This is a genomic window from Agromyces albus (assembly GCF_004134825.1).
Taxonomy (GTDB): Bacteria; Actinomycetota; Actinomycetes; order Actinomycetales; family Microbacteriaceae; genus Agromyces; species Agromyces albus.
In genome coordinates this window covers 1-11,747 of the sequence record NZ_SDPN01000044.1, presented here as the reverse complement: position 1 = coordinate 11,747, position 11,747 = coordinate 1, and the positions used below count along the sequence as shown (strand labels likewise).

Below are 11,747 nucleotides of genomic sequence, written 5' to 3'. Positions count from 1 at the left end.
GGACTCACTGAGTCCGCTCAACGACGAGATAGAGGAGATCCACATGACACGCATGAATCGCCGGACGACGCGAGCACTCGGTGTGCTCGCCGCCGGCGCACTGCTCGTGGGGCTGGCCGCATGCGCCAGCGCCGAGGAGCCCGCCTCGAGCCTGACCGACGCCGGCGCCGAGGGCGTCGACGACGGCTCGACCTTGACCCTCTGGACTCGCGCTCCGCTCGAGAAGCAAGCGAAGCTCCTCGTCGGGGCGTACAACGACTCCCACGAGAACCAGGTGGAGCTCACCGTCGTGCCGAACGACGACTACGTCGCGAAGGTCGGCGCAGCCGCAGGGTCGGGCGGCCTGCCCGACCTCTTCGCCGCCGACATCGTCTACGTGCCGAACTGGGTCGAGCAGGGCCTCTTCCAGGACATCTCCTCCCAGATCGACGGCCTGGACTTCAAGGACGAGATCAACGCGGGCCACCTCTCGGCCGGCACTCTCGACGGCAAGGCGCACGTGCTGCCGTTCGTGCTCGACCTCTCGATGATGTTCTGGAACAAGGAGCTCTTCGTCGAGGCCGGCCTCGACCCCGAGGTCGCCCCCGCCAACCTGCAGGAGTTCGCGGATGCCGCGAAGGCGATCCAGGCGCTCGACAAGCCCGACACGTACGGCACGGCGACCGGCCTGAACTGCGGCGGATGCCTCGTCTTCACGTGGTTCCCGAGCATGTGGGCCGACGGCGAAGAGGTGCTCTCCGACGACGGCACCGAGTCGATGCTCGCGAGCGACCCCGCCAAGGAGATGTACTCCATCTGGAAGGACCTCTGGGACTCCGGCGCAGTGCTGCCCTCCTCGCAGGACGAAGCCGGCCCCACGTGGACCGCGGGCTTCACCGAGGGCAAGGTCGGACTCATGTTCTACCCGGCGACGCTGCTCTCGTCGACGCCGTTCGACGCCGGTGTGGCCGGCATCCCCGGTCCTGAGGGCGGCGCATCGACCTTCGTCGGTGGCGATGGCCTCGGCATCTCGAAGGACTCGAAGAAGGCCGCGCAGGCTTGGAACTTCCTGAACTGGATGATGTCGGAAGACGCGCAGGTCGGCGTGCTCGCGAAGAACAACGACGTGGTCTCCCGCGCCGACCTCGCGAACAACGAGTTCTCCGAGAAGGACCCGCGCCTCGTCACGATCAACGAGGTCGCCGGAGCCGGCGACACCCCCGTGGCGATCAACTTCCAGCAGGCGTTCAACGCGCCGAACAGCCCGTGGCTCACGCTCGTGCGCAACGCGGTGCTCGGTGACGGGGCATCCGTCGACGCCGACAACGACGAGATCACCGCGGTGCTCTCGCAGTAGCTCGACGACGACCGGCCGGCACCCGGCTCGACCCCGGGTGCCGGCCACCCGCCCCTCTGAAAGGCTCCACCCCATGACTGCCACGCTCCACACCACGGCATCCCCAGCCGCGCCGCCCGACGGGCCGCAATCGCGCCGCCTCGGCCGCAGGGGCCGCCGCGGACGCCGCACCCACGGTGCGCTCGCCGGCTGGCTCTACGCAACGCCGACCACGCTCTTCGTGCTGCTGCTCTTCGTGCTGCCGCTCGTGCTCGTGCTGCAGATGTCGGGTTCCGACTGGCCGCTGCTGAGCGGCAACCAGGGCGTGAACTTCCCCGAGAATTACAGCGACGCGATCTCGAACCGGTTCTTCATGGACTCCGTCGTCTTCACGCTGAAGTACACGGTGCTCACGACGATCATCCTGCTCGCGCTGAGCCTCGGCCTCGCCCTGATCGTGCAGGAATCGAGCCGCTGGAAGGGGTTGCTGCGCACCTCGTTCCTCATCCCGAGTGCCCTCGGCCTGGCATCCGCTTCGCTCCTCTTCTACGTGATCTACTCGCCGATCGCGGGGCCGTTCGCCGACCTCATGACGTCGTGGGGCTTCACGTTCCTCGGCACGCCCGACGGGGCGCTGTGGTCGACGATCTTCCTCATCGTCTGGCGCTACGCCGGGTTCTACATGCTGCTCATGCTCGTGGGCCTGCAGGGCATCCCCGAAGACGTCTACGAGGCGGCCCGCATCGACGGCGCCTCCCGCTGGCAGACCTTCCGCGACGTGACGCTTCCGCTCCTCAAGCCGACGCTCGCGCTCACGACCGTGCTGTGCGTCACGGGGTCGCTGCTCGCGTTCGAGCAGTTCTACATCCTCACGAAGGGCGGCCCCGACAACTCGACGATCACCGTCGTGCAGCTCATCTACAGCGTGGCGTTCCAAGGCCCGAACGACCTCGGTGTCGCCGGGGCGCTCTCGGTGATCGTGCTGCTCGCCCTCGTCGTGATCAACATCGCGCAGATCCGCGCATTCGGCCGCAAGGTGGAGGACTGATGAGCATCGACACCGCCCCCGACTCGACGCGGTCGATCGTGACGGATGCCGCGAACAGCGGCCAGCGCGGAGCCCATCGCGTCGCCCGCAAGCACTCGCCGACCTCGTTCGCGGGCATCGCCCTGCGCACGCCCGGCTGGGTCCTGACCGGCGGGCTCGCCGTGATCTTCCTCTATCCGCTGATCTGGACGGCGATCTCGTCGGTGGCGCCGCGAGCGGGCACCAACCAGGTCGACGGCTGGGGCATCGGCAACTACCTGACCCTCGCGAACTACCAAGCCGGCATCTGGGTCTACCTCGGCAACTCGGTCTTCGTCTCGCTGCTCACGGTGGTGCTCACCCTCGCGGTGTCGCTGCTCGGCGGGTACGCGTTCGCGCGGTTCCGGTTCCCCGGCAAAGACGTGCTGTTCCTCGCGACGCTCGCGATCCTCATGGTGCCGTACGCGACGCTGCTCATTCCGCTCTACGTGCTGCTCAACATCGTGGGCCTCTCGAACTCGCTCGTGGGCGTCGCGCTCGTGCTCACGATGTTCCAGCTGCCGTTCTCGACCTTCATGATGCGCATCTCGTTCGAGTCGATCCCGCGCGAGCTCGACGAGGCCGCGATGGTCGACGGATGCTCCACCTTCGGCGCGCTGTGGCGGGTGCTGATCCCGGCTGTGAAGCCCGGCCTCATCACCGTGGGCCTCTTTGCGTTCCTCGCCGCGTGGAACGACTTCTTCGCACCGCTCATCCTCATCAACGACACGAACCGGATGACGCTGCCGCTCGCCGTCGCGAACCTCCGGGTGCAGGTGCAGGGGGTCGTCGACTACGGCGCCACCGAAGCCGGCGTCGTCGTGCTCGCGCTGCCGTGCATCCTCCTCTTCCTGATCCTCCAACGTCACTACGTGCGCGGCTTCATGTCGGGCGCCTTCAAAGGATGAACATGACCTTCACCACTCACACCACGTCCCCCGCTCGCGCCGCCGCGGCACCCATCGCGCCCGTCGCGCCATCGCACGCCGCCCTCCGTCCGCTCGGACTCGACGAGGTGACGATTCGCGGCGGGTTCTGGGGCGAGCGGCAGCGTGTCAACGGCACGGCGACCCTTTCGCACATCGCCGGCTGGCTCGAGCGCGAGGGGTGGATCGCGAACTTCGACCTCGCGGCATCCGGAGCGCTTCCCGAGGGCCGGCGAGGCCGCGAGTTCTCGGACTCCGAGGTCTACAAGTACCTCGAGGCCGTGGCATGGGAGATCGGGCGCCTCAGTGCAGCGGATGACGCAGCCGACGCCGGCGCGATCGCCGAACTCGAAGCGCAGTTCCGCTCGGTCGTCGACCGGGTCGCCGCCGCGCAAGAGACTGACGGTTACCTGAACACGCGGTTCGGCCGGCCGGGGCAGGAGCCGCGGTGGAAGAACCTCGAGTGGGGCCACGAGCTGTACTGCCTCGGCCACTTGTTCCAGGCCGCGGTCGCCCGGGTGCGCACTCGCCCCGACGCCGACGATGGGCTCATCGACATCGCCCGACGCGCGGCGGATCTCGTGTGCGAGGTGTTCGGCGACGACGGCATCCAGTCGATGTGCGGCCACGCCGAGATCGAGTTGGGGCTCGTCGAGCTCTCGCGTGTGACCGGCGACGAGCGCTACCTGCGCCAGGCGCAGCTGTTCGTCGAGCGTCACGGCACGGGCGTGCTGCCCGACATCGAGTTCGGCCGCTCGTACTATCAGGACGACCTTCCCGTGCGCGAGGCCGACGTGCTGCGCGGTCACGCCGTGCGGGCCAACTACCTCGCCGCGGGCGCCGTCGACCTCGCCGTCGAGACCGGCGATACCGAGCTGCTCGGTGCGCTCGAGCGCCAGTGGACGAACACGGTCGCGCGCCGCACCTACGTGACGGGCGGGCAGGGCTCGCACCACCAGGACGAGGCATTCGGCGACGACTTCGAGCTCCCCTCCGATCGCGCCTACTCCGAGACGTGCGCGGGCGTCGCGTCGATCATGTTCAGCTGGCGGATGCTGCTCGCCGAGGGCGAGTCGCGTTACGCCGACCTCATCGAGCGCACGCTCTTCAACGTCGTGGCGACCTCGCCGTCGGCCGAGGGCACCTCGTTCTACTACGCCAACACGCTGCACCAGCGCCGGCCGGCCGAGCACGCTTCAGCCGACGAGGTGTCGCCGCGCGCGTCGTCGTCGCTGCGGGCGCCGTGGTTCGAGGTGTCGTGCTGCCCGCCCAACGTGGCGCGCACGTTCGCGAGCCTGGCGGCCTACGTCGCGACCGCCGACGCCGGCGGCGTGCAACTGCACCAGTACGCGCCCGCGTCGATCCGCACGACACTCGACGGCGGCACCGAGATCGCCCTCGAGGTCGAGACGGCGTACCCGGCCGAGGGCTCGGTGGGAGTACAGGTGCTGACGGATGCCGCCGAGCCGTGGACCCTCTCACTGCGGGTTCCGGCATGGGCGGCGGGCGCGTCGCTCGTCGTGCGCGACGCGGCAGGGGCCGAGGTGCCCGAGGCATCGGCGTCGCTCGAGCCCGGCTACGCCCGCGTGACGCGCGCCTTCGCGGCCGGCGAGCGCGTCGAGCTCGAGCTCCCGGTCGCGCCGCGGTTCACCTCGCCCGACCCCCGTATCGATGCGGTGCGCGGATGCCTCGTGGTCGAACGCGGCCCCGAGGTTTTCGCGCTCGAGTCGGTCGACCTGGCCGAGGCGGGCATCACGGCGACGGATGTCGCGGACATCCTGCTCGACGCCACCGTTCCGCCGCGCGAGGCCGACGGGCACGTGCTCGTCGCCGTGCGGGGGCGGCATCCCGAGATCGGGCCGTGGCCGTACGGCGACGAGGTCGACGCGGCGCCGGCTGAGGCATCCGTGCACGAAGTCGCCCTTGTGCCGTATCACGAGTGGGCACAGCGCGGACCGTCGACGATGCGCGTGTGGCTGCCGGCGTAGTTGCGGGTGCGTGCTGGGGCGCGGCGCTCATGCGTGAGCCGGCAGCCACCGATCGAGCGCCTCGAGTACGAGGTCGATCACCTGATCGAGCGCGCCGGGCTCCTCGAAGAGGTGCGTTGCGCCTGGGACGATCCGGATGTCGAACGGCGCGGTCAGCTCGTGCGTGGCATCCTCGTTGAGCTGGATCACGACGAGGTCGTTCCCGCCGACGATGAGCAGCACGGGGGCGCGCACGTCGGCGAGCGCGTCGCCCGCGAGGTCGGGCCTGCCGCCCCTCGAGACGACGCCCGCCACCCGGTCGGGTCGCTTGGCCGCGGCGACGAGCGCGGCGGCGGCGCCGGTGCTCGCGCCGAATGCGATGACCGGCAGCTCCGCGACATCCGGAACGCCCTGCGCCCAGTCGATCGCCGAGACCACTCGAGCGGCGAGCAGGGGGATGTCGAATCGATGCTCCCTCGTCTCGACATCGACGGCTTCCTCGGCTTGGGTGAGCAGGTCCATGAGCAGCGTGGCGAACCCCGCCGCGACGAGGTCGGCCGCGACGTGCTGGTTCCGCGGGCTGTGACGCCCGCTACCGCTCCCGTGCGCGAAGACCACGAGACCGCGCGGATGTGCGGGCACAGTGAGGTCGCCATCGAGTTCGATGTCGCGGTGCGGAATCCGAACCGGGATTCGGGCTTCTGATCCGGTCGAATCGTTGCGGGCCATGATGCGACCTCTCCGATCTCAGGTTGCCTCCGTCGCCCCCGTGACGCAATACCCCGTTCAGGGCCTGACGAGCCCGAGTCGCACGAGGCTCTCGGCCGAGGCGACGACGGCCTCGTCGAGCGGGCGCGGACGCCACCCGAGCATCCGCTCGGCCTTCGCGCTCGATGCGCCTTGCCTGCGGCGCAATTGCGGCGCGACCGCTCGCAACTCGGTGCTGACGAGGGCGCCCACTCGGACGAGCCAATCGGGGAGCACCCGCGTGGGCACGCGTTTCGCGTCGGGGCCGAGCCGCTCGCGCAGCAGCTTCGCGAGATCTGGGAAGGTGATGGGGTCGCCCGAGATCGCGAGGAACCGTTCGCCCGCGGCATCCGGATGCGTCATCGCCCGTACATGCAGGTCGGCGACGTCGCGCACGTCGACGCCGGTGGTCGAGCCGTTCGGCACGGCGGGCACGTGCCCGTTCAGCAGGCCGAGCAACAGCTCGACCGACGTGGAGAGTTCGCGCCCGAGCGCCGGCCCGAAGATCGGCACGGGGTTCACGACCGCGAGCTCGAGGTCGCCGCGGTCGCGCTCGACCTGGCCGATGAAGTCCCATGCTGCGCGCTCGGCGATGGTCTTCGACCTCGTGTACGGCGGGAGGCGCGGGGCGGACAGGTCGGTCCAGTCCTCTTCCGTGTAGGGCCGGGGCCGGCCGGGGTCGGGCCGCCCGTACCCGATCGCCGCGAACGACGAGGTGAGCACCACCCGTCGCACACCGGCATCGCGAGCCGCTCCCAGCACGCGCAGCGTTCCCTCGCGCGCGGGCCTGATGAGCTCGTTCGCGTTCTTCGGCTGGCGCACCGGGAACGGGGATGCCACGTGCAGCACGTACCTCGCGCCCGCAGCGGCAGCGTGCCAGCCGTCGTCGTGCAGGAGGTCGGCCTCGACGAACTCGAGGTGCACAGGATCGGCGCCGCCCACCCGCACCATCTCACGCACCTCATCGGCGCGGCTCGACGACCGCAACGTCGTGCGCACCCGGTAGCCGGCATCGAGGAGCTGCACGACGCAGTGCACTCCGACGAAGCCCGTGCCGCCGGTGACGAGCACCAGTTCGTCGTCTCGCATCGAGGAGGTCTCATTCCCGCGGTCGATCGTTGCGCGATCAGGATGATGCTTCGTGAACCCGTCTCGGGGTCAGCGCTTCTCCCGCGACACTCGAAGCGAGATCGAGAAGTGGTCGACCATCAAGCCGAAGGATCTCGATCTCATCGAGGTCTCTCGCCTGGAGGCGAGCGTAGAATCGCAGCGCCGCCACGTTGGTGCGAAGCACCCACCATTCAAGCCGCGCACAGCCCCGCTGAACGGCGACGTTCGCCAAGTGCGCGAGAATCTCCCGCCCCAGACCGCTGCCCCGATGCCTCTCGGAAACGTACAGATCCTCCAGGTGGATGCCCCGCCGACCCAACACCGTGCTGTAGGTCGGATAGAACAACGCGAAGCCAGCCGGCTCGCCATCCACGACAGCGACCACGGCCTCTGCCACCGCATCTGCGGCGAACAACGCGTCAGCGACATCCTCGGGCCGCGCGGTCACCGTACCAGGGAAATCCTCGGCCTTAGCAAGCTCGACGATGAATCGATGGATGACCTCTACGTCGCTCTCAGTCGCCGGCCGAATCAGCGCCTGCACCGCAGGGGCGTCTTCCATCTTCGCCATGCTCGCCATACTAAAGCAGACCGATTCTGGGGCGCTCTGTCGGAGCCCGGGTCTATCGTGGCCGTCATGACGTCGCACGCAACCGACCTCGATCGTCTCAGCGCCGACTTCTGGTCGTGGCGTGCGGTGAACTCGTTCCGCTCGGGAGACGACATCCCGCGAATCGAGCGCCCGGCGGCGTGGTTGCCGCGATTCGACCCCGCGGCGATCGAGGTGCAGCGCGGCGAGCTCGCGCAGTTCGCCGAGCGATGGCGAGCAGCGGATGCCTCGGCCGCGATGATCTCGTCGCCGGTCGCGGCGCAGGTCGACCATCGCCTGCTCGGTTCCGCGCTTGCGCGAGTGCACTGGGAGCTCGACGTGCTGCGCAACTGGGAGCGCGACGCCGTCTTCCTCACGAGCCAGATCCTCGGGCCGTGGTTCGACCTGCTGCTGCGGCCGGCACCCGTCGAGGGCGCGCGGAAGGCTGCGCTCGTGCAGGTGCTCGCCGCCATGCCCGCCGGCGTCGACCAGGCGATCGCGAACCTCGAGCGGGCGGGCGTCGCAACCCTCGCCCGGGTCGCGGCGGCGCAGCTCGACGACATCGGCCCGCGCCTCGCCGAGTCGGTCGAGGCACTGTCGCCGTTCGTGGATGACGCGACCGCGAGCGCGCTCGCCGATGTGCAGCCCGCCGCGAGCGTCGCCCTCACCCGCTATGCCGACTGGCTCGTACGCACGGCCGATCGACTCGGCCCCGATGCGGTCGTGGGCCGTGACGCGTTCGTCTGGTACCTGCGGCATATTGCGCTCGTCGCGGCCGAGCCCGAAGAGCTCGTGCGCGCCGCCCTGCAGGACTACCGGCGCAGCGTCGTGGCCGAGACGGTCACGCGCAATCGGTACCGCGACCTTCCGCCGGCCGAGCTCGCCGCCGACCTCGCCGAGCTCGTCGCCGAAGAGTCGACCCGAGAGCAGGAGGTGCGGGACTTCTACGAGGAGCACGGCCTCCTGACCCAGCCGACCGGTCTGCGGCACTACCGGTTCGCGGCGTATCCGCCCTACCTCGAGCCGCTCGCGTTCCTCGGCGTGACCGACGACCTCACGAACGATGCGCGACGCGGCGAGGATGCCGTGTCGTACGTGGCAGCACCGGCATCCGACTTGCCCTATTTCGAGGCGGCAAACGTGCGCGACCCTCGCCTCGGCATCATCCACGAGGGAGCGCACAGCCAGCAGCTCGCGCTCTCGTGGGCGCACCCGAACCCGCTGCGCCGACGGTACGTCGACTCGGTGGCGAACGAGGGCATCGCGCACTACAACGAAGAGTTAATGCTCACCGCCGGGCTCTTCGACGACGCGCCGCACTCGCAGACGATCGTGTACAACTTCATGCGGCTGCGCGCGTTGCGCGTCGTGGTCGACGTCAACCTCGCCACGGGCGTGTTCAGCCTCGACGAGGCGGTGCGCTTCTTCGTCGACTCGGTGCCGATGGACCTCGAGACCGCCACTGAAGAGACCGCGATGTACGTCGCGACCCCGGGCCTCGCGATGTCGTACAACGTGGGCAAGCAGGAGGTGCAGCGTCTGCTCGCCGACGCGATGATCGCGCGGGGCGCCGACTTCTCGCTGCGCGAGTTCCACGACTCGGTGTGGCTGAACGGCAACGTGCCGCTCTCCCTGCAGCGCTGGGAGCTGCTCGGCGACCGCGCCGACGTCGACGCGCTCGACGCGGCCGGGCCGTGGACCAATGCGCTTCGGCCTGCCGGGCCGGCGAAGCATCTCTGATCCAGGACGACGACTGACGACGAACCGCCCCGGCGACCAGAGCGGTCACCGGGGCGGTTCAGGTGTTCGGGTATTCGGTCGCCGGAGCTACGCGACGGTCGCCTCACCGCGGCGCGGGAGCTTCCAGCCGGGCCGCACGAAGTGGCACGTGTAGCCGTTGGGGTAGCGCTCTAGGTAGTCCTGGTGCTCGGGCTCGGCCTCCCAGAACGGGCCGGCGGGCGTGACCTCGGTCACGGCCGGACCCGGCCAGAGCCCCGACTCGTCCACGTCGGCGATCGTGTCGTAGGCGATCGCCTCCTGCTCGTCGGTCGTCGGGAAGATCGCCGACCGGTAGCTGAGGCCGATGTCGTTGCCCTGGCGGTTGCGCGTCGACGGGTCGTGGATCTGGAAGAAGAACTCGAGCAGGTCGCGGTAGCTCACCTGCGACGGGTCGAACACGATCTCGATCGCCTCGGCGTGGGTTCCGTGGTTGCGGTAGGTGGCGTTGGGCACGTCGCCGCCCGTGTAGCCGACCCGGGTCGAGATCACCCCGGGGCGCTTGCGGATCAGGTCCTGCATTCCCCAGAAGCATCCGCCGGCCAGGATGGCGGTCTCGGTGTTGGTCGTCATGCGTCCTCCTTCTGTGACTGCGCGGCGTCGCCGAACAGTGCGCGGTACTGACCGTAGCCCTGCTCCTCGAGCTCGGCGAGCGGCACGAAGCGCAGCGCGGCCGAGTTGATGCAGTAGCGCAGGCCGCCGGCGTCGGCCGGCCCGTCGTCGAACACGTGCCCGAGGTGGCTGTCGGCAGCAGCCGAACGCACCTCGACGCGCTTCATGAAGAGCGACCGGTCGACCTTCTCGACGACCGCGTCGCCCTCGATCGGCTTCGTGAAGCTCGGCCAGCCGGAGCGGCTGTCGTACTTGTCGACCGACGCGAAGAGCGGCTGCCCCGACACCACGTCGACGTAGAGGCCGGGCTCCTTGTTGTTCCAGTACTCGTTTCGGAACGCCGGCTCCGTCGCATCATCCTGCGTGACCTTGCGCTGCAGCGGGGTGAGGCGATCGATCGCCTCGGGAGTCTTGCGGTAGTCCTGTGACACGGTTTCCTCCATCTCGGCGCCGCTGGCTGCGGTGCCCACGCCTGACACCGGTTGAGGTGGTGTCAGGCGTCATCTAGGAGAACACGGCAGGTTCGTGCACTGTTCCGCGGATGCCGCCCCGCAGCTGTGGGTTCGCTGTGTGCGCCAGTGCCGGGTCGCGGGCGTCGAGCTCGCCGAGCGGCGAGGCGAAGAACGCGAGCTCATGCTCGGACGACGCGCGGAACGCCCGCCACATCGCCTGCCGCGTCGGTGCATCCGCTGTGGCGGCGAGCCGCGTCACGATGCCGATCGCCTCACACGTCGCGACGGCGAACGCGGGATCGGCGTAGGTCGTGAGCCATGAGGCATACGGATGCCCCGGCGCGAGCGCCTGCGGACCGAACGCGCCGGCCGCGAGCCGCTCGCCGAGGTCGACGTAGATCCAGAAGCACGGCAGCAGCGCCGCGGCGAGCACGGGGTAGTCGCCCCTGGCCGCCGTGGCGAGCAAGTGGTTGAGGTAGCCCGTGGTCGCGGCATCCGGCTCGGCGGCGAACGCCTCGCCCTCGGGGAGCCAGCTCGCGTGCAATTCGAGCTCGCCGATGATCGCGCCGCGGGCGCTCGCCGCCCAGAACGCCTGCTCTGCGGCATCCGTCGCCGAGCTCGAGGCGACCGCGAGCACTCGCGAGTAATCGCGCAGATACCGCGCGTCTTGCGCGAGGTAGCGCACGAACGGGGCGCGATCGAGCGACCCGTCGGCGAGACCGCGCACGAAGCCGAGCTCGTCGATCGCGTCGCGCACGTCGGCGATGCCCGCCCACCAGTCAGACTCGATCTCCTCGGGTGACGGGGCGGTGCTGAGGCCGCCGCGCTCCCAGAGTCCCGCGAAGTGGCTGATCGGGCCGTGCCCCTCGCCCACCTCGAGCGATGCGCCGTGCGTGATCGACTCGCGCAGCCAGCGGCGTGCTTCGATGACGGCGGCCTCCCACGAGCCGAGGTCGGCGCGCAGCGTCGCGATCGCGGAGGAGAGCGAGCAACCGGTGCCGTGCGTGTTCGTCGTCTCGATGCGCTCGCCGAGGAACTCGATGATGCGGGGCGCGCTCTTACCGGCCGCGCTGCCGCCGGCGCCGCTGCGGCGGGTCTCGTCGACCCGGCCGCTCGCGTCGACGAGGGCGTCGGGTGCCGCCGTTCCGCCGAGGTGCCCGCCCTTCGCGAGCACGAGCACGCCGAGC

11 protein-coding genes are annotated in these 11,747 nt (G+C 69.8%); 5 read left to right on the top strand and 6 right to left on the bottom strand.

Features of this window, described 5'->3' with window-relative positions:
• The first annotated feature begins 43 nt into the window (after positions 1-43).
• The 4 genes from ESP51_RS17120 (at position 44) to ESP51_RS17105 (ending at position 5,295) form a co-directional block, all read left to right on the top strand.
• Complete coding sequence (locus ESP51_RS17120) at positions 44-1,336, top strand: ABC transporter substrate-binding protein (protein ID WP_129522108.1); 1,293 nt, start codon at positions 44-46, stop codon at positions 1,334-1,336.
• A gap of 73 nt (positions 1,337-1,409) precedes the next feature.
• The gene (locus tag ESP51_RS17115) at positions 1,410-2,363 is read left to right on the top strand and encodes a carbohydrate ABC transporter permease (RefSeq protein WP_129522107.1); all 954 of its coding nucleotides are present in this window, start codon (positions 1,410-1,412) and stop codon (positions 2,361-2,363) included.
• The gene (locus ESP51_RS17110) at positions 2,363-3,289 is read left to right on the top strand and encodes a carbohydrate ABC transporter permease (protein WP_129522106.1); all 927 of its coding nucleotides are present in this window, start codon (positions 2,363-2,365) and stop codon (positions 3,287-3,289) included. The genes ESP51_RS17115 and ESP51_RS17110 overlap by 1 nt, the downstream gene beginning before the upstream one ends.
• Positions 3,290-3,291: 2 nt before the next feature.
• Entirely contained in the window at positions 3,292-5,295 is a 2,004-nt protein-coding gene (locus tag ESP51_RS17105; RefSeq protein ID WP_129522105.1) for a glycoside hydrolase family 127 protein, read from the top strand.
• Between the two features lie 27 nt (positions 5,296-5,322).
• On the opposite strand, the gene ESP51_RS17100 is transcribed toward ESP51_RS17105, so the two are convergent.
• From ESP51_RS17100 to ESP51_RS17090, 3 genes are read right to left on the bottom strand one after another with little or no spacing between them, the layout of a single operon-like run.
• Positions 5,323-6,003 carry a dienelactone hydrolase family protein gene (locus ESP51_RS17100; protein ID WP_129522104.1) on the bottom strand — a complete coding sequence of 227 codons (681 nt, stop codon included), beginning with the start codon at positions 6,001-6,003 and terminating at the stop codon, positions 5,323-5,325.
• A 57-nt stretch (positions 6,004-6,060) separates the two neighbouring features.
• The gene (locus ESP51_RS17095; RefSeq protein ID WP_129522103.1) at positions 6,061-7,110 is read right to left on the bottom strand and encodes an SDR family oxidoreductase; all 1,050 of its coding nucleotides are present in this window, start codon (positions 7,108-7,110) and stop codon (positions 6,061-6,063) included.
• Positions 7,111-7,147: 37 nt separating this feature from the next.
• Complete coding sequence (locus ESP51_RS17090; protein ID WP_164990575.1) at positions 7,148-7,702, bottom strand: GNAT family N-acetyltransferase; 555 nt, start codon at positions 7,700-7,702, stop codon at positions 7,148-7,150.
• A gap of 66 nt (positions 7,703-7,768) precedes the next feature.
• On the opposite strand from ESP51_RS17090, the gene ESP51_RS17085 reads away from it, so the two are divergent.
• Positions 7,769-9,460 carry a DUF885 family protein gene (locus tag ESP51_RS17085; RefSeq protein WP_129522101.1) on the top strand — a complete coding sequence of 564 codons (1,692 nt, stop codon included), beginning with the start codon at positions 7,769-7,771 and terminating at the stop codon, positions 9,458-9,460.
• A gap of 87 nt (positions 9,461-9,547) precedes the next feature.
• On the opposite strand, the gene msrA is transcribed toward ESP51_RS17085, so the two are convergent.
• From msrA to ESP51_RS17070, 3 genes are all read right to left on the bottom strand, one after another.
• Positions 9,548-10,069 carry a peptide-methionine (S)-S-oxide reductase MsrA gene (gene msrA, locus ESP51_RS17080; RefSeq protein ID WP_129522100.1) on the bottom strand — a complete coding sequence of 174 codons (522 nt, stop codon included), beginning with the start codon at positions 10,067-10,069 and terminating at the stop codon, positions 9,548-9,550.
• Positions 10,066-10,539, bottom strand: coding sequence for a peptide-methionine (R)-S-oxide reductase MsrB (msrB, locus tag ESP51_RS17075; RefSeq protein ID WP_129522099.1), 474 nt, complete (start codon positions 10,537-10,539; stop codon positions 10,066-10,068). Before msrB ends, msrA begins: the two co-directional genes overlap by 4 nt.
• A 73-nt stretch (positions 10,540-10,612) precedes the next feature.
• Positions 10,613-11,747: thiaminase II/PqqC family protein (locus ESP51_RS17070; protein ID WP_206737345.1), on the bottom strand; the 1,135-nt coding region annotated here is incomplete at its 5' end.